Source organism: Sinorhizobium sojae CCBAU 05684 (genome assembly GCF_002288525.1).
Lineage (GTDB): Bacteria > Pseudomonadota > Alphaproteobacteria > Rhizobiales > Rhizobiaceae > Sinorhizobium > Sinorhizobium sojae.
In genome coordinates this window covers 1,310,414-1,326,869 of sequence record NZ_CP023068.1, presented here as the reverse complement: position 1 = coordinate 1,326,869, position 16,456 = coordinate 1,310,414, and the positions used below count along the sequence as shown (strand labels likewise).

At 59.6% G+C, this 16,456-nt stretch carries 16 protein-coding genes and 3 pseudogenes; 3 read left to right on the top strand and 16 right to left on the bottom strand.

Annotated elements, in window-relative coordinates; translation table 11 throughout:
- Positions 1-65: 65 nt before the first annotated feature.
- The 12 genes and pseudogenes from SJ05684_RS23785 to SJ05684_RS23730 form a co-directional block, all read right to left on the bottom strand.
- A complete protein-coding gene (locus SJ05684_RS23785) occupies positions 66-827 on the bottom strand; it encodes a DUF2726 domain-containing protein (RefSeq protein WP_034859234.1) in 762 nt (253 codons plus the stop codon).
- A 173-nt stretch (positions 828-1,000) separates the two neighbouring features.
- Positions 1,001-1,409: pseudogene (locus SJ05684_RS23780) on the bottom strand (hypothetical protein); the annotation flags it as partial.
- Positions 1,410-1,650: 241 nt separating this feature from the next.
- Entirely contained in the window at positions 1,651-2,289 is a 639-nt protein-coding gene (locus tag SJ05684_RS23775) for a rhodanese-like domain-containing protein (protein ID WP_083846278.1), read from the bottom strand.
- Positions 2,289-3,104, bottom strand: coding sequence for a quinoprotein dehydrogenase-associated SoxYZ-like carrier (locus tag SJ05684_RS23770; protein WP_034859226.1), 816 nt, complete (start codon positions 3,102-3,104; stop codon positions 2,289-2,291). The genes SJ05684_RS23775 and SJ05684_RS23770 overlap by 1 nt, the downstream gene beginning before the upstream one ends.
- Positions 3,105-3,146: 42 nt before the next feature.
- On the bottom strand, positions 3,147-4,118 hold the full coding sequence (locus SJ05684_RS23765; RefSeq protein ID WP_050980212.1) for a quinoprotein relay system zinc metallohydrolase 2: 972 nt from the start codon (positions 4,116-4,118) through the stop codon (positions 3,147-3,149).
- 434 nt (positions 4,119-4,552) lie between these two features.
- Positions 4,553-4,816, bottom strand: a complete 264-nt coding sequence (locus tag SJ05684_RS23760) for a MurR/RpiR family transcriptional regulator (RefSeq protein WP_083846277.1) — start codon at positions 4,814-4,816, stop codon at positions 4,553-4,555.
- Between the two features lie 127 nt (positions 4,817-4,943).
- Positions 4,944-5,903 carry a sugar phosphate isomerase/epimerase family protein gene (locus SJ05684_RS23755; protein WP_034859223.1) on the bottom strand — a complete coding sequence of 320 codons (960 nt, stop codon included), beginning with the start codon at positions 5,901-5,903 and terminating at the stop codon, positions 4,944-4,946.
- Positions 5,904-5,915: 12 nt separating this feature from the next.
- Positions 5,916-6,926 carry a Gfo/Idh/MocA family oxidoreductase gene (locus tag SJ05684_RS23750; protein ID WP_034859221.1) on the bottom strand — a complete coding sequence of 337 codons (1,011 nt, stop codon included), beginning with the start codon at positions 6,924-6,926 and terminating at the stop codon, positions 5,916-5,918.
- Between the two features lie 10 nt (positions 6,927-6,936).
- Positions 6,937-7,911, bottom strand: coding sequence for an ABC transporter permease (locus tag SJ05684_RS23745; protein ID WP_034859218.1), 975 nt, complete (start codon positions 7,909-7,911; stop codon positions 6,937-6,939).
- Positions 7,911-8,687: an ATP-binding cassette domain-containing protein gene (locus SJ05684_RS23740; protein WP_034859215.1), complete on the bottom strand. Its 777-nt coding sequence runs from the start codon at positions 8,685-8,687 to the stop codon at positions 7,911-7,913. The genes SJ05684_RS23745 and SJ05684_RS23740 overlap by 1 nt, the downstream gene beginning before the upstream one ends.
- 20 nt (positions 8,688-8,707) lie before the next feature.
- The gene (locus SJ05684_RS23735; RefSeq protein WP_034859212.1) at positions 8,708-9,664 is read right to left on the bottom strand and encodes an ABC transporter permease; all 957 of its coding nucleotides are present in this window, start codon (positions 9,662-9,664) and stop codon (positions 8,708-8,710) included.
- 102 nt (positions 9,665-9,766) lie between these two features.
- A complete protein-coding gene (locus SJ05684_RS23730) occupies positions 9,767-10,798 on the bottom strand; it encodes a sugar ABC transporter substrate-binding protein (RefSeq protein WP_034859210.1) in 1,032 nt (343 codons plus the stop codon).
- Positions 10,799-10,944: 146 nt separating this feature from the next.
- Here SJ05684_RS23730 and SJ05684_RS23725 point away from each other — a divergent pair, with 146 nt between their 5' ends.
- Positions 10,945-12,033: a LacI family DNA-binding transcriptional regulator gene (locus SJ05684_RS23725; RefSeq protein ID WP_244426730.1), complete on the top strand. Its 1,089-nt coding sequence runs from the start codon at positions 10,945-10,947 to the stop codon at positions 12,031-12,033.
- Between the two features lie 123 nt (positions 12,034-12,156).
- Here the strand turns inward: SJ05684_RS23725 and SJ05684_RS30625 are convergent.
- From SJ05684_RS30625 to SJ05684_RS23710, 3 genes and pseudogenes are all read right to left on the bottom strand, one after another.
- A pseudogene (locus SJ05684_RS30625) lies at positions 12,157-12,557 on the bottom strand (site-specific integrase); the annotation flags it as partial.
- A 200-nt stretch (positions 12,558-12,757) separates the two neighbouring features.
- Complete coding sequence (locus tag SJ05684_RS23715; protein ID WP_172901135.1) at positions 12,758-13,735, bottom strand: threonine/serine dehydratase family protein; 978 nt, start codon at positions 13,733-13,735, stop codon at positions 12,758-12,760.
- Entirely contained in the window at positions 13,735-14,727 is a 993-nt protein-coding gene (locus SJ05684_RS23710) for an ornithine cyclodeaminase family protein (protein ID WP_034859208.1), read from the bottom strand. Before SJ05684_RS23710 ends, SJ05684_RS23715 begins: the two co-directional genes overlap by 1 nt.
- A 125-nt stretch (positions 14,728-14,852) precedes the next feature.
- Here SJ05684_RS23710 and SJ05684_RS23705 point away from each other — a divergent pair, with 125 nt between their 5' ends.
- Together SJ05684_RS23705 and SJ05684_RS31070 are read left to right on the top strand one after the other, a co-directional pair.
- A complete protein-coding gene (locus SJ05684_RS23705; protein ID WP_374188722.1) occupies positions 14,853-15,632 on the top strand; it encodes a GNAT family N-acetyltransferase in 780 nt (259 codons plus the stop codon).
- Positions 15,632-15,794: pseudogene (locus SJ05684_RS31070) on the top strand (aspartate aminotransferase family protein); the annotation flags it as partial. The gene SJ05684_RS23705 and the pseudogene SJ05684_RS31070, both read left to right, overlap by 1 nt.
- A 54-nt stretch (positions 15,795-15,848) precedes the next feature.
- On the opposite strand, the gene SJ05684_RS23700 reads toward SJ05684_RS31070, so the two are convergent.
- Positions 15,849-16,331: a GNAT family N-acetyltransferase gene (locus SJ05684_RS23700; RefSeq protein ID WP_034859206.1), complete on the bottom strand. Its 483-nt coding sequence runs from the start codon at positions 16,329-16,331 to the stop codon at positions 15,849-15,851.
- Between the last annotated feature and the right edge of the window lie 125 nt (positions 16,332-16,456).

Genomic DNA, 16,456 nt, shown 5'->3' with positions numbered 1-16,456 from the left:
GAGTCGACGCGTGGCGGCGCTTGGGAGCACGTCAGCGGAGAGGCAGGGAGAGCGGAACCCCATCTTCAGCGCGAACCGCATTTCGGGAGTTTCGGCTTATCCACCAACTTTTCGACCAATCGCTTTAGGTCCGAGGGAGTGGTCTGCCCCGCCACGACCTCGTAATAGCCGATTCCTGCCCGCCGCAGCGCCTCTTTCTTGACGGCATCGCGCGCGGCCGCAGCGCCTTGATGATGTGCTCCACCCTGATACTCGATGGCGTGCCGAGGCTGGCAGTTACCGTCAACCAGCAGGAGGTCGACCCGCTTCGCGTTGATGCAACTGAACGCGTTCGCATCTTTGCTGCGGAGGATTTCGCCCAACGAGACTTGTGCCATCACCTGCCAAGTCGGGTTGCAGCCGATCACCAGGCGATCGAGCTCCCTAAATACGCGCGCCTCGCTTTTGTTGAGTAGCGGCTGGATCGTGAAGCTCGAGCCCATGACAATCCGCAGTTGTTCGGCAGCGTCGGGCCGTTTCGGCGTGTCCGGAATACTCGTGGGTACCAACGGCCCTGAAGCGATGTTCGCCCGGGGACCTTCCTGCCAGCGTGAGCGGTTTCTTGCCCGCCATGCGTGCCTCCGCATCCGGCACAATGCTTGCTCAACCGTGATGCCAGCGAAGGCGCCGACGAACAGAACGGCGACGAGCAGGTGAGGCTTTTCGGTGAGCGCAATGATCTCGGCCAGGTTTACACTGATGCCGCCCGCAGCGCCTACCGCGAGCGCACCGATAACAAGTCCCGGTGCCGTGAACAGCACCGACTTCCTTTGCGAGCGATAGTGCATGCTCCTCTCCGCAATTTCGCGCTTAGATGGTAACCGCGCGAGCCTGGCGAGGAAAAGCTACACAAAAGAGTTAGTGCCGCGGCCTCAGCGCCGCACAACGTCGGCCAACCGGGTAGAGAATGGACGACACACCGAGGCACGGCTCCTCTCGCCCATTCGGACATTCGCCGGGACTATGCCGCCTCCCACACCTGGTTCAGGATTTTGGCGGCCAGCGCCGCCTTGTCCTGGGGTAAGAAGCGACCATAGTGACTGGCGACCACTTCGGCGGTGTCTTGGATGGCATAGCTTGCCTGCTCGTAGGACCCCGTCTGCTTGAATATGGGTGGCGAGCACATCACGGACATTGTGCGGCCCATGTGGCAGCAGCCCTTTGATCGCGCCGCGGCCTGTCAGGCGCCAGGCTTCGTAGAAAGTCGTCGAGTTATAAGCGGCGTCCTTGCTGTTAGATTTCACCGTTTTCACGAAAAGAGTGCCCAGATCGTCGGCACCGGCCAGGAGTACACCGCGATGCCGCTCGATATAGAGGTTGAGGTATTTGTAGAGGTCCAAGAGATCCGGCAGGACTAGCCGGGAGGGTTTTGAGCGGCCATGTGCCGCGCGCAAAGGCCGGAGATATGATCCGCACCGTTCCAATGTGTGAAATCGACTAAAAAAACTCTTGCCATGCGGGCCGTTCCACATACGGGGGCAAGGTCAGGGTGGTGTCTCGCCGTTCGCTCAAGCCACATGAGTGATAGCGTTTCGCCATTGCGGACGTTTTGAGCACTTCAACAATGAGCTGCATTGTGGCGCGCGCGGGACCTTGCCATCTGAAGGCGGATCAATTGCCTGAGCTGACTTGATCGCTTGCGGTGGGCTCGCCATTGACGAACGTACCCGCGCTCGCGGCCGGCGTTTTCGGCGCCCATCCGGTCTCCGGGGTGACGGCTGTCGTATCGTTGCGCTCCTGCCAGCCGCTTACACCCGCGGGGAGCCAGTGGACGGAGCTGTAGCCTGCCTGCACTAGGCGTTTGCCGATGTTCCAACTGCCCCAGCATTTCGGACGACAGAACGTGACCACCGGCGCGGATTTGTCCCCGTTCGTCAGTTCCGCGATGCGCCGGAGCAGCGCGTCGACCTTTTCGTCCGGCAGGTCTGCGCTACCCGCCCCCGGGAACCAGACTGCCCCGGGAATGGACCGGTGCGCCGGCTTCCAGATCGTCGATGAGGGAAGGCCGTCCGGCTTCCGGTCTGCCGGACCAACGTCGATCAGCAGCGGCTTTTGCGGCATCAACACCTCCAGGCCCGGGATGTCGATCACTCGTGCACCTTTGAGTGTTGCCGGCGTGTCACTCACCATGGGGCCGGCCCAGAGCCCCGGCGGCTCGGGGATAAAAGCCGGGCCATCCGCGGCCGCAACGGGCGAGATCATCAGCATCGCCAAGATCGCGCCCGGCAATGCCCGGCTTCCGACGCGGATCACTCGTTCATCCTCGCGGGCACTGCAAATGATTGCTCCCAGCTGGCGCCTCTTGTATCCCTCGCGTGAATCGTGAATTCGCCCTGTTCGGACTGAGCGTAGGTAAACCCGATCACGGGGTCCGACGAGAGCGAGATGTCGCCCGTAAGTTCGAAAACGGTCTCCTCGCCGTAGCTGATTCTGATCCGGTCGAGATACCGGGCCGACGTGTGAAGCCGGGTTACCTGGTTCATCTGCATGCCGCTGAAGTTTGGATGGCGGATCATCAGCGTTGCCTCCTTCGGATGGTCGCGGTCGCCGAACTTCATCTTCATGCGACCGACGTCCTTCAGGGCTTCCGCGTCACTCACTCCGATGGGAGCCGTACAACCGCCTGACGCCTTCACGAATATCCTCGTCTGATAGAGCTTGCCATCGCTGGTCTCGGCAACCGCATGGACGTTCGTATAGTCGTTAACCCTAACTCTGAGCTTGATCTCGCTGGGATCCCCCGCCGGACCGAAGCTGATCTTCGCTGCGTATGGTGACGGATTGTCGTCAATCACCAGATGGACGGCGCGCACCTCATCCTTCCTCAAAACCTTTACAGTAATCGGAACGAGCGCCGGGTCCTGAGCGCGGGTCGGCGCCTCGATCGTGATCAGGTCGCCTCCCGCCTCGATAGGGCGATCGCCGAAAATATGCGCGCTAATCTCCTGCCAGCGAGCCTGCCGTTCCGGCTCGCTGCCGTCGATCGCCGAAACGCCGGCCGACACCGCGGCGGGATATGCTCCGGCAATCAAAGCAGCCGTTATGAGGTCTCGCAGAAGTTTCATCTCGCAATCCTCCAATCGCCGGCAATCGCCGGATCTCGTCCTCTATTCCCACTCAAGTTCCTTGTAGGCCCGGGTCACGTTGCGGCCATTGTAATCGTCAAACAGCGCCCATCGGCCGCGCTCCGATTGCGCCACCGTCTGGACGGCCTCTTCGATCGTCATGCCGTCCCTGATCGCCTTGCGGGTATCGTCCCGAAGCGCCTCCAGATAGCGCTTCAGGTCGGCAAATGCGGCAGCGGGTTCCACCAGCGCTGGACCATGCCCCGGCACCGCCCTTGTTGCGCCAAGGGAGCGCAGCCTCTGCGTCTCGTCGAGCCAGCCGAGCAGGCTGCCATCCAGCGAAGGCACGCGTCCCACAAAAAGCAGGTCGCCGGCGAACAGAAGGCCGGTAGTCGAATCGATGAGGGAGAGGTCGCAATCGGTATGTGCGATTCCGTGGGCAGTGAGTCGGATGACTCGGTGGCCGAGTTCTATCTCGTAGCCATCGCCGTCGACCTCATGGGTTGGCAGCACAACATGCCCCACTTCTTGCGGGCTGAGAATTTCGACGAGCCGCTGACGATAGAATTCGCCCCTCGCCTGCAGGGCGGCACGCAGCCTGTGATGGCCGATGATGGCGGGCATGTCCTCTTTGAACGCGGCCGCGCCGAAACAATGGTCGGGGTGCACGTGCGTCACCACGACATGCCTGATCGGCCTTTCGGTTCGTTTCTTGATCTCCGACCGCAGCCACCGGCCGTCGGAAAGACTGCCGCCGGGATCGGTCACAAGAACCGCGTCCCGTCCGATGATGAAGCCGATATTGGCAATGCCATTGTGGTTGCCTGGGGTTACTTCCACGTCAGGCCCGCGCCGGACGAAAACACCGTCCGCAATCTCCTCCAGGCCCGCTGCTTCAGCGGCAAACCCAACTTGCGGCATGCAGCAGAGGCAGAAGCCTGCAAGCAGCAGGTTGCGCCGCAATATCGAGGGTGGCCGGAGCCCGTCTAGCGGCGAGAGCAATGGCTCCTTCATGGCGCCTCCACAATGCAGGGCTGTCTCCCTTGTCAACCTGCAGGTAAGTTGATGCGATTGTCAATGTGCAGGGGCTCGAGCATTGGTACTGCGAACGTGTGGCTCCGGTGTCTGCCGGGCCATGGCACTGCTGTACCGTCCAACGGGATTTGCGCAATAAGTGCCTTGCTGACCGGGCCGTTCCACATATGAGCAAGACCCCAATTAAATGCCAATCGACAGCTACGGCGGCTTCGGGATACAATCTTTACCTATTGTCGCCGAGGCCAGCTGCCGGATCGGGTCGGAGCTGGACCGGGATGTCTCCGATGGGTGGACTGCGGAAGTTCGGCTGTATCGGCCGTTGAGACAGGAATGTGGCCAACAGCGGCCATCGCCACCAAGATTCCCAAGCGGCCAGCCTCACATTTCACCCGCGGATCCGTGTGGAGGCGCTATTCGGCTAGCCCCGTCGCTGAGCCGGATGCCGACGCTCGTGCGGCACGCCGCCTCAAGTGCTCCCGAAACAGAGTTCGAAGATCTCGAAAGTTCTCGAAGCCGAGGAAGCCAGCGAGCCGGACCACGGTCGTCGGTGACACCGAACAGGCAAGTGCCACCGAATTGGAGCTACCAAAGGCGATTAGTTCCGGCGTGACGAGGGCGCAGCGGACAACCCGTTCAAGCTGATCTGGGAATTCGAGCTGTCTCGAGGCGATCATCGACTTCAGTTCCGAAAGACTGCTTGGTGGTGCATCTTCATTCGGGCCTCGCATTCTCTACTGTCCTCCAGATGTGAGCGGCAATTACAGATGTCCATGTGAATTCGGGCGCACCGTCGTTCGACCGTCAAATTGCCTGCGGCTTGAAGTCACTCGGCGCGACGGGCATCACCCCCTTGAGCAGCGCAACGGATTTCTCCAACCCCTCGAGGCCATTGAGCAACACGTCCTCGTGCTCGATCGACAGCCAGCCATCATAGTCTGCCATCTTCAGCCGATAGCAAAACTGTCGCCACCACTCCTCGCCGTGGCCGAAACCGAGGGTGATGTAGGACCAGCTTCGCGCCGGAATGTCCATCAGCGAACCATTCTCGAGGAGCGAAGTTGTCGCTTGAACAGGCGCGTTGAGCATCGTGTCCTTGGCATGGACGTGATAGACGGCCTCGCCGAGTGCTTCGGCGGCGACGAGGGGATCCGCCCCCATCCAGAACAGATGCGATGGATCGAGATTGGCGCCGACAATCGGGCCGACGGCCGCCCGGAGCTTCAGAAGCGAGGGAACGTTGTAGACGCACTGGTTGCCGTGAAGCTCGAGTGCGATGCGTTCGACACCGCAGTCTTTCGCGAGAACGACGATCTCCGTCCAGAAGGGTAGGAGCTTCTCCTCCCACTGGTAACGCAGGATCTCCTGCGTTTCCGGCGGCCAGGAAGAGACGACCCAGTTCGGCATCCGATCGCCGTTACGTCCTGCCGGCAGTCCGGACATAGTGCAGACGGTCTTGATCCCCATCTCGCCGGCGATGCGGATCGTGTCCTTGAGGCACTCGCCCTGCTCGGGCTGGGTTGGATGCAAGGGATTGCCGTTGGCGTTCAACGCAATGATCTCGAGCCCGCGGGTTTCGAAGGCGCGAGTGAAGGCCCGGCGAGCATCGGCGCTTGCCTTCATCGTCTTCAGGTCGAAGTGGGGAGCTGTCGACCAGCCGCCCGTGTTGACCTCCACGCCCGAGACTCCAAGCCGCGCGGCGCTGTCGAGAAGCCCATCGAAGGTCATTCCGCCGAGGCTGTCGGAAACGAAGCCGAGTTTCATCTCTTTAATCCTTTAATGTTTGTAGAGGGACGGCTTTTCCGCTCTCGCAAGGGTGGCGCGCGCGCCCTTCTGAAGGGCTTCGACGCCCGCTTCCGCAACGCGCGCGGCGCAGTAGCCGTCCCAAGCGTCCGCCGCGATTGGAGGGAATTCCCCGGTTCGGACGAAATTGAGAAAGGCCTTGTTCTGAAGCCGATAGGCTTCCGCAAATCGCGGCCTCCAGTCCGGCGCATAAAGCTCGTAGGACATGAGCCGGCCGTTCTGTCGCGTATGGATCGGCGCGTTGAGAAAGACTGACCCCTTTTCGCCGACGAGCTCACCGCGGACGTCATAGCCGTAGGCGGCGTTGTTGTTGATCTCGATGTTGACCAACTGGCCCTTGTCGGTCTCCAGGACCATGAAGACCGGCGCTCCCGTCCTGGAAGCGTCTATCCCGGCTGGCTGGAAGACGGAGATCGCCTTGTAATCGGCGCCGAGGACGAACCGGGCGACATCGAACTCGTGGGGGGCAGAGTTGGTGATAGCCATCTGGCCCGTGAAGTTTGCAGGCGCTTCCACGTTCCGGTGGAAATTGTGCATCATGATCGCGGCCCCGAGTGAGCCGTCGTCCAAGGCCGCTTTCATGTCTCGATAGGACGGGTCGAAGCGGCGCATGAAGCCCAGTTGGACGAACTGCCGGCCGCGGGACACTTCCGCCTCGATGACGTCCTGGCACTCCTTCGAGCTTTGCGAAAGTGGCTTCTCGCAAAGGACGGGCTTTCCGGCTTCGATGGCTGCTAGTGCAAGCGGCGCATGGGTTTCGTCCGGGCTGGCAATCAGAATGGCATCGACGTCACCGCGTCTTATGGTGGCAAGCGGATCGTCCGAGGCGTCACCTGCCCCGTATTCGTCGGCCGCCTTGCGCGCACGCTCCTGCGAGGCGTCGCACACAACCTGCAGCGAGACCCCCGGAAGATCTTCGGCGACAATGCGGGCGTGGTCGGCCCCCATGATACCCGCGCCTATGATCGCTATTCTGACAGACATTTTAAATCCTTTATTTGCGAAGCGCCCATTGCCGCAGCGATCGGTCGCCGTAGGCGGCGAGTACCACAATCAGACCAAGGACGAGGATGAACCATTGAGGACGGACGCCCGTAACCACGAGATAGGATTGAATGGAGGACAGAACGAAGGCCCCCATCAGTGCACCTGGCAGCGAGATCCTGCCGCCGGCGAGCAGGCAGCCGCCAAGCACGCAGGAAGCAATCGCCTGCAGTTCCATCAGGCGCCCCATCGAGCCGTCTGCGAAGCCAAGCTTGCCGGCCTCGAGCGTGCCAGCGAAACCCGCCAACATGCCGCACAGGACAAAAGCGGACAGTTTGATGTGATCAACGCGAACGCCACGCGAATGCGCGCTTTCGGCAGACCCGCCAACGGCGAGTAGGCGGTTGCCGAAAGGCGTTGCTTTCAACGCCACCAGGAGAATAACGGTCAAGGTCATGAGCCAGTAGAGCGCGGTGTTAAAGCCCAGGAAGTCACCGCCGCCGAGGACGAAGTAGGTCCAGCCCTTGCGCGCTGCATAGGGAATAGAGAATGAAAATCCCTCGGTCAGAGCGATGGCGATGCCGCGGAAGATCATCAGCGTCCCAAGCGTGATGATGAGGGATGGCGTGCCGGTTCGGGTTACCAGCAAGCCGTTGAACAGTCCGATCGCGGCGCCGGCCAACACCGCAGCACCTGCCGCGATCAACGGGTCAACCTGAGCCGCAAGCCAGAGGTAGGCCAGCGCGCCTATGCCGAAGGTCGAACCGACCGAGATGTCGATCTCGCCCGTCCCGATCACCAGAGCGACGCCGAGACTCATCAAACCCAGCGTTGCCGTCACCTGCAGGATGGTGCCGATATTGTAGAGATTGGCCCATCGACCGTCCGATGTTGAGGCGAAGATGACGATCAGAACGACGCCGATCAGGAAGATCCCGATCTCCGAGTGACGCCGAATGAGAGGCTTGGCGGAGGAGAGAGCCATCAGACCGCCTCCCGCTTTTCCACGACGCGCCCGCCCTGGCGGATAACCTCTTCGAGTTCTTCCGCCGTCATGGAATCCGTCGTTGCGTCCGCGACCTTTTCGCCATTCTCCATGATCACAATTCGGTCGGCGAGCTTGTGCACCTGGAAGATGTCGTGGGTAATGTAGATGACGAGCAGGCCCTGCTCCTTGAGCTGGACGGCGAGCTCGTTGACGTGCTCGCGTTCGCGTACCGACAGATGGTTGGTCGGCTCGTCCATGATGACGACCCTGTTCTTGAATTCGACCGCGCGACCGATCTTCACCGACTGACGTTCTCCGCCTGACAGGCGTTCCACCTCGTCGTCCGCGGAGACATTTGCACGCAAGCCGAATTGCCGGATCACGCGTGTAGACTTCTCTCGCATCTTGCCCATATCGAGGAAGGGGATGCCGAAAACACGCCTGACCGGCTCGCGTCCAAGATAGAAATTGCGCGCGATCGACAGGTTGTCGCAGAGGCCGACGGACTGCTGGATCGTCTCGATCCCCTGGTCGATCGCAAGCTTCGGGTGAAATTTCTCCACCTTGTTGCCATCGAAAAAGACTTCGCCCGACGTCGGGGCGTAAATGCCGCAAAGGACGCGGATCAGGGTCGTCTTGCCCGCGCCGTTGTCGCCGACAAGGCCAATCAGTTCGCCGGCGTGAAAGTCCACCGAGACGTTCTTGAGGGCGTGGAAAGCTCCGAAGTGGAGATCAAGGTTCTTTACCTGAATGAGGGGGTTGCTGTTCGCCATTTTTTTGATCTCCTCCCGCCTCAAACGCTGTGTCCGAGGAAACGGGCCAGTTTCTGATTGAAGATGACCGCCACAATGAGCACGACACCGACGAAGGTGACGTACCAGGACGAGGGCGCGCCAAGAGCGATGAGTTCGTAGCGGAAGCTGACGACGATGAGAGCTCCGAGTACAGCTCCAATGATCGAGCCGCGTCCGCCAGTCAGCAGGCAGCCGCCGATGACTGCGGCAGAAATGGCCTCGAGTTCCATATTTTCGCCGAGCGTGACATGGGTTTGAGGTTGGTTGCATAGGGTCAGGATGCCGGCGAACCCCGCGAGCAGCGAGCAAAGAACGAAGGCACAGATCTTCACTCGGTCGGTGCGGACGCCGCGCGATTCCGCGCTTTCACGGCTTCCGCCGGTGGCCAGAAGGCGATTTCCGAAGGGTGTGGCCCAGAGGACGAGACCAAGAAGGGACGCGGCCACGACAAGCCAGAATATGGCCGCTTCGACACCGAACAGTTCGCCGCCGAACAGACGGGTCACCGGATGGATGCGTGCATCGGCTGAGAAATTGTGGACCGAGCCACCCGTCCAGACATAGATGATCCCGCGGACCGCGAAGAGTCCGCCGAGCGTCACGATCATCGACGGCAAGTGCCCCTTCACCACGGTTAACGCCTGAAGAAACCCGACGAAGGCAGCCATGACCAGCGCTATGACGAGCGATCCGGGCACGCCGAAACTCGGTTCCAGCGTGATGAAGGCAACGCCAGCCAGTCCGTAAACCGAGCCGACGGACAGGTCGATTTCCTTCGTCATGATGACAAGGGCCTGGCCCATGGCGACGAAGGACAGGATGGCTGTGAACTGCGTGACGTTGGTGATGGTCTGGGCGGTCCACCAGCCGGAAAAGTCGATCAGGGAAAACACGACCAGCATGACGACGACGCCGATGATCGCGCCGAAGCCCTGGCTTCGCACAAGCTGTTTCATGACACTCTGCTCGCTGGTTTCAATGTGCGATATCAGGCGCACAAATGGGTCGGGGCAGTCGGCGCTCCTCGTCGCAGCCGGCCGCCCCTCCGGGAGGAACCCTTACCAGGTGTTCTGCTCGTCGTAGGCCTTGTCGCCAAAGACGCCGCGAACCAGTTCGGCCCACTTGTCGGCGTTGTCCTTGTTGATGATCACGGGACCGGTCAGGATATTCGACTGCGGCGCGTAACCGAACTCCTTGTTCCAGTAGAGCCATTCCATCGGCGCGTAGCCCTGCAGCCAGAAGCCCTGGCTGTTCGTCGCCAGAACATGTCCTGCGCGCACGCCCTCGATCGAAACCGGACCCTCGTCAACCGTCAGGACCGTCACGCCCTTGTCGTCGACATCCGGGTCGAGCTTCATCTCATTGGCGACACCCCATGCCCAGGGTGAAGACCAGCCTGCAACCGTGAAGATATAGTTGGTGTCGGGGTTGGCCTGCAGGAAGGACTGCAAGGTATTGCGTGCCGTCGCCGGTTCGGCGCCGATGAAGAGTTCATCAACCTTGGCGCCGGCCTTCTCCATTGCGTCCTTCATGCCGGCGCAACGAGCCTTGAGACCCTGGTGGGCGGAGTCATGGCTTGCGCAGACGACATGGGTCGGCTTCGGAATTTCGCCGGCCTCGGCCTTTTCGAGCGCGTATTCGCCGAGCTTCTTGCCGGTCAGATATTCATCGCCGCCGACATAGGTCAGGTAGGGAATGCGCTCGCCCTCGGGCCGGCCGTCCGGAATATTGAAGGCAACGACCGGAATGCCGGCTTCGATGGCCTTGCGCAGCGGCCCTTCGAAGGCATCGGAACTGACGATCGGGACGGCAATGCCATCAGGTTGCGTCGAGATGGCCTGCTCGAGAAGGCGAACGTGTTCCTGGACCGAATAGTTGTTGGTGGAGATGTATTCGGTTTTGACGTTCGGATATTTCTTCTCGAACTCCTCCATAGACTTCGTCAGCCAACCCATGTTCGGATCGTTCGATCCGATGTGAGAGACCATGACGAAACGATATTGCTTTTCGCCGTCCTGCGCATGGGCTATGCCTCCAAGTGCGGTGGCGGCCATCAAGGCAGAGAGCAGAATCGAGTTTCCGAATTTCATGGGGTTCCTCCTCCGTTAACGATGTGATTATCTGGATTGAAATCACATCAGACAAGGTCGATGGAGGCCAATTTATGATGGAAAATACATCAGTAGATCGATGTCGCACAACATAGTGGCAAGCCGTTTAAAAATTTGGCGTTGCGATGAGTAATGACTTCCAGGATGATGTTTTTACCATCAGTTTTAGGCGGAAACTGGAGAAAGCTGTGATCGATCACCTGCAAAATCGGACATGGAAAGGCCCCAAGGTCCAGGAAATTGCCAAGCTCGCAGGAGTCGGTCCTGCGACGGTCGACAGGGTCCTTAACAACCGCAGCGGCGTCCGAGAACGAACGAGAGCCCGCGTCCTGGGGGCGCTCGAAAAGCTGAAGAACGAAAGCGCGGACCGCGACATCCCTTTGCATATTCGTCTATTTTGTGACTCCGGCGAAACCTTCAATGCAGCAATGGCGGCCGCTGTAACTGAGGTCAACCGAACCCTTGCCGGCATCGAGATCGAGGGAGATTACCTAACCACCAGCGAAGTCGAGCCTTCATCGTTTGCGCGCCGGATTGAGCAGGAAGGTAGCGCCGCGGATGGTGTCGTAGTCATCGCTCGCGAGCATCCGGCGATCAACCGCGCGATACGCAAGCTTCGGTCCATTGAAATTCCCGTCATCTGCCTGACGACCGATCTGCCGAGTTCCCGTCGCAGCGCTTATATTGGCAATGATCAGTATGCCGCTGGCAGCGTGGCGGCGCTTCTGATCGGCAATGCTCTCCCAAAGGAACGTAGCAATATTCTGATCGTCATGAGCGTGGCGTTCCGCTGCCAGCAAGAGCGTGAGATGGGCTTCCGGAGGGTGCTCCGCTCCGACTTTTCATATTTGAAGATCGAGGAACGTGTGATTTCCGACGACAGGCCGGAGAGCACTTGTGAGCAGTTAACCCGCTATTTCGAGGCACATGGTTACCCGGCCGCGATCTACAATGTCGCCGGCGCCAACCGGGGCGTGGCAAAGGCACTGGAGGACGCCGGAAAGGCCCGAGACACGGTCTTCGTCGGCCACGAGTTGACCAACCACTCACGAAACCTGCTGGAATCCGGCGTCATGGACTATGTCATTTCACACGACTTCAGTGGCGAGCTGACGGCGGCCGCTAAATGGATCCGTGAAAACGTCAGCGGCGTAACGGTCGAGCCGTCCTATTCGCAGATCCTGGTGCACACCCGATACAATTGCGGTCTGTGACGAAAAAGCCACCAGTCATGGCGGAAATCTGGGCAGGGGTGGAGTCGCCTTTCAGCTGCGCATCGCCTGAGGGAACGTCTCCGAAGAACTCCACTCGCGCCATTTATGGCATCTGCCTTCGCTGACCGTAGACACCCACCTTTCGACCACCCTGCTATATTGCCGCGTCGATAGATGCGGCAATGTGTGCACGCGGCTCGGAAACAGGTCCCGTTCACCGAGCCTGCGACTTCCAATCCATGCAGCGACAGCTTCCCGCGTTTGATCGGTCAGTTCGAATTGCGGGTCGGCCGGTCTTCCTCTGAATGATGATCGCCCGGTCGCGAACGCTTCCGGAAATCGAAACATCCGCAACTGAGATCGCGACCAGATCACAAGCTCGCAATTTTCTGTCAATCGCGAGATTGAACAGCGCCAGGTCGCGCACTGCACCCAACATCTGGAGGCGGGTTCGGATGGCCCAGATCCTTCGGCTTCAATGGGGGCTTCTGACCGATGATGCGGCCTGAGTTCCAGCTAGACATAGCCTTCCTCCAAAAGCCCCCATACCGCGCTCAACCTTCAAGCGGACGGATCGTACTTCGAGAAGCGAGGTGGCAAGCGGTTAAGCTGATCGCCGAATGACGTGTTCAGCGCCTCATTCCGAACCGGCAGATTCCTGGCGATGAGGATCGCAGACGTTCAACTGCGATCGGGGTGGTGAACTGACCGAAGCTGGAACTGATTACCCCGCGACATTGTATATCTCGGCAAGGTCCCGTAGATCCCAGTTCCCGCCAGACAACACCGCACAGACTTTTTCATTGGGCTTGACGTCTATGCTGCCCGCCAACAGTGCTCCGACGCCAATCGAAGCAGCCGGTTCAGCGATCAATTTCGCGTCCTTGGCAAGAGCGCGCATCCCGGCGATGATATGCTCGTCTTCAACAAGAACAATCTCGTCCACATACTTTTCGATAATCGGATACGGGTTTTGACCCGGAACACTTATCCTCAAGCCATCCGCAATTGTGTTCTTCAAGGGAAGCGATGTGCGCTCCTTGTTTATCCGGCTATGAAAATACTTCGGTGTCAAGGCAGGCTCCGCCCCGATTACGCGCACGGATGGTTTCGATTCCTTTATGGCGGTAGCGATTCCCGAGATCAGGCCTCCGCCGCCTACGGGAACGATGACCGTATCTACATCGTCCAGGTCCTGCAGTATTTCACACCCGATCGTTCCCTGACCGGCCATCACGATGGGATCCTCAAAAGCGTGAACAGCCGCGTATTTGTTTTCTTCAGCGATTTCATACACCCTTTTCCATCTGGCGGCGGTGTCGCCATCGAAAAGAATGACTTCTGCCCCGAGGGCTTTTGTGTTTTCGATCTTGATTTTGGGCGTGGTGACCGGAAGGACCAATATCGCTTTTACGCCCAGCATCCTGGCGGCATAAGCAAGCCCTTGGGCATGATTGCCCGACGACGTCGCAATAATGCCGTTTGCGATCTCTTCTCTCGAGAGCGAGAGAACCTTGTTCAGGGCGCCGCGGATTTTGAATGCGCCAGTAATCTGCAGGGTTTCCGGTTTGAGATAAAGCTGACAGCCAGCGGCTTTCTCGATCTTGTCAGCACGCAAGAGCGGCGTGTGCCTGACGTGCGGTTTCAGCCGTTCCTGAGCTTCACGGATGTCCTGGATGGTGGGGTAGTTGCGCATGGTCATCACCCAAAAAACTGAAAGAAAGTGCCGACGTTGTTGGCGATGGCGTTCTGATAGATTTTGCTGGCTGTCGTATTGTCTTGTATGGCCATCCCCGTGGAATCGAAAATCGTGATCTCGTCATCACTTTCTCGTCCCGGCTTCCTTCCCAACAATACCTCGCCGATTTCGCCATGGATGTCGTCTTTGGTGATGATGTTTTTATTCAGCGGGTGCCAGGTCTCGCCCTTTTCTGTGCATTGCGAGATCGAGTCGACGATGATTTTCGCGTTCCTGAAGAGCTCCGGATCCAGCTCCTGCTTGCCGCGTTGATCTGTGCCGATTGCAACGATGTGTGTACCGCGCTTCACCCAATCCGCTTCCACAAGCTCTCCTTTTCCCCGGGTCGTCGTAATCAAGATATCGGCCTGCTCAACCGCTTCCTTCTTGGAATTTGCGACGATGACGGGAATGCCGAATTCGCGTTCGATGTCCGTCTTGTATTTGGAAAGCGTTTCCGGGGTGCGGCTCCAGGCGTGGATCTCTTCGATCTTCATGATCTCGTTGATCGCCCGGATTTGCATTCTCGCCTGATTACCTGTGCCGATCGATGCGATCGTCCTGGCGCTCTTTCTCGCCAGTGCTTTGACGGAGACGGCTCCAGACGCCCCCGTTCTGAGGCCCGTGATCAAGCTTCCATCCATAATGCAAATCAACGCACAGCTCCTGGCATCAAACAGGAGAATGGTGCCCATGCTATTCGGCACGCCATGTTCTGCCGGGTTGTTGGTGAACCCTCCAGAGTGCGCTTTCATGGAGATGATTTCATTGGCTTTGTAATAGCCAAGCTTGAAGTCGATTTCTCCACGGAGAGAGGGGAGATGTATCCCGATATAGGCAGGTTGTTCCACCTGATCGCTGCTGAAGGCCTTGTAAGCCTCTTCCACCGCGCCGATGACTTCCGTCATACCGATTAGCCGTCTTACTTCATCCTTCTTAAGCAGCAGCGTTTTCATGCATGACCTCCCTATTTTTCGTAGTTATGGGATACATCGACACAGCACGGCCTATGCCGCAATCACCATAGTGGGCGAGCGGGGAGAATAGTGGCCGCATTCGCCGCGACCTGAAGCAGATTGTTTTGTATAGCATAGCGGCTTTGGCAGAGAGTTGCGGCAGGCGTCTTTCCGAGTTAGGCGCAGCGCGCGTAGCCTCCGCCAGGGTCGGCAAAAGCTGCGGCGCGACCATCATGATGACTCCCTATGGCGATGACACCGCCACCATCAACTTGGTCATCGTCGATGCCGCCATGCGCGGCCGCGGTCTCGGCCGGAAGATGTTGGAAGAGGCGCTTGCCGAGGCGGGAGAGCGTATCTGCTATCTGGTGTCGACCCAGGAAGATCTTCCGCTCTATGAGAAGGTGGGTTTCGCTGCGACCGGCGAGACCGTGCAGCACCAGGGCGAGCCGTTGCTGGTTGAGGCGCCGGGTCACGTAACATGGAGCGAGAGCGGCGATCATGCCCACTTGGTGACGCTGGATCGCGCGGCATACGGCCATGACCGCTCGGCAGTGATAGAGATTCTGCGCGAGCGGGCGAAGTTCGCTGTCATTCGCGATGCGGGCGAGATCCAAGCCTTCGCGGCGATCCGGTCTTTCGGCCGTGGGCTGGTCATCGGCCCGGTCATGGCGAGGAACGATTCCGAAGCCCGGGCCCTGATCGACTTCCTGCTCGTCCATCACCAGGGCGGGTTCGTCCGTATCGACACGGATGTCTCCACGAATCTTGCAGGATGGCTCACCAGGCGCGGGCTCTATCGCGCCGGCGGCGGGATCACGATGCGACGTTCCGGGGCCGCGCGCAAGGAAGGCAAGCCCGCGGATCACCGCAGCTACGCGCTGGTCAGCCAGGCACTCGGTTGATGTCGGTAGAAAAATGCGGGGACTCGCTAGTCGAACTCGACGGTGCCCATCCCCTCGTCCTCCTATCGCGGCCATGAGGCGGCGGGCGGGTGCTGAAATCGGCCAAGGGCGCGACTGTCACCGACGCGACCGGATATAAGCTGCGACGGGTTCGCGGGTCTCGGGGATACGGGGCAGGACGGCATCGTCGTCCTAGGTCGCGAACGCCAACTTCGTCTATAGCGCTTGATACATGACGAAGGCGTCAACATAGCCATGGGTCGGGTGCCTGAACGCGCCGAGCAACGTGCCCACGACTTCAAAACCCATTTTCTGCCATAGCGAAATGGCTCGCTGGTTGGTGCTCACCACGAAGTTGAACTGCATTGCCCGATACCCGTGGACGCGGGCGGTTACCATTGAGTGTTCGCACATACCGCGTGCGACGCCACGACCCGTCGCATCAGGCGCTGTGACGTATCCACAGTTGCAAACATGCCGACCACCGCCGGCCTGATTGGAACGCATGTAATAGGTGCCGAGGATGGCGCCCGCTTCCTCGGCAACGAAGACTTCCTTATCTGCTCCCATCCAGTAGGCAAGAGCCTCTGCCCGGCTCAGATTACGATCAAGCGCATAGGTTTCTCCCGCTCGGATCATGGGCTCGATGATTGACCAGACGGCAGGAGCGTCTGCGGGTGAGGCGGGGCGAATATGCATGGCGGCATGATTAGCGTTTGCAGCAGGTGCTGAAAAGCGGGTCATGGTGTTTTTATCCTTTTCTGACTGAGAAACGGCGGCCCCGCCCTCGGCGCCTCGGCGGTGGCATTACCCTCTACGCGAAA

Excerpts from the sequence above, each read along its gene's own strand:
- SJ05684_RS23785 (WP_034859234.1), bottom strand. The coding sequence starts at position 827 with ATGCACTATCGCTCGCAAAGGAAGTCGGTGCTGTTCACGGCACCGGGA.
- SJ05684_RS23770 (WP_034859226.1), bottom strand. The coding sequence starts at position 3,104 with ATGAAACTTCTGCGAGACCTCATAACGGCTGCTTTGATTGCCGGAGCA.
- SJ05684_RS23765 (WP_050980212.1), bottom strand. The coding sequence starts at position 4,118 with ATGAAGGAGCCATTGCTCTCGCCGCTAGACGGGCTCCGGCCACCCTCG.
- SJ05684_RS23760 (WP_083846277.1), bottom strand. The coding sequence starts at position 4,816 with ATGATCGCCTCGAGACAGCTCGAATTCCCAGATCAGCTTGAACGGGTT.
- SJ05684_RS23755 (WP_034859223.1), bottom strand. The coding sequence starts at position 5,903 with ATGAAACTCGGCTTCGTTTCCGACAGCCTCGGCGGAATGACCTTCGAT.
- SJ05684_RS23750 (WP_034859221.1), bottom strand. The coding sequence starts at position 6,926 with ATGTCTGTCAGAATAGCGATCATAGGCGCGGGTATCATGGGGGCCGAC.
- SJ05684_RS23745 (WP_034859218.1), bottom strand. The coding sequence starts at position 7,911 with ATGGCTCTCTCCTCCGCCAAGCCTCTCATTCGGCGTCACTCGGAGATC.
- SJ05684_RS23740 (WP_034859215.1), bottom strand. The coding sequence starts at position 8,687 with ATGGCGAACAGCAACCCCCTCATTCAGGTAAAGAACCTTGATCTCCAC.
- SJ05684_RS23735 (WP_034859212.1), bottom strand. The coding sequence starts at position 9,664 with ATGAAACAGCTTGTGCGAAGCCAGGGCTTCGGCGCGATCATCGGCGTC.
- SJ05684_RS23730 (WP_034859210.1), bottom strand. The coding sequence starts at position 10,798 with ATGAAATTCGGAAACTCGATTCTGCTCTCTGCCTTGATGGCCGCCACC.
- SJ05684_RS23725 (WP_244426730.1), top strand. The coding sequence starts at position 10,945 with ATGAGTAATGACTTCCAGGATGATGTTTTTACCATCAGTTTTAGGCGG.
- SJ05684_RS23715 (WP_172901135.1), bottom strand. The coding sequence starts at position 13,735 with ATGACCATGCGCAACTACCCCACCATCCAGGACATCCGTGAAGCTCAG.
- SJ05684_RS23710 (WP_034859208.1), bottom strand. The coding sequence starts at position 14,727 with ATGAAAACGCTGCTGCTTAAGAAGGATGAAGTAAGACGGCTAATCGGT.
- SJ05684_RS23700 (WP_034859206.1), bottom strand. The coding sequence starts at position 16,331 with ATGCATATTCGCCCCGCCTCACCCGCAGACGCTCCTGCCGTCTGGTCA.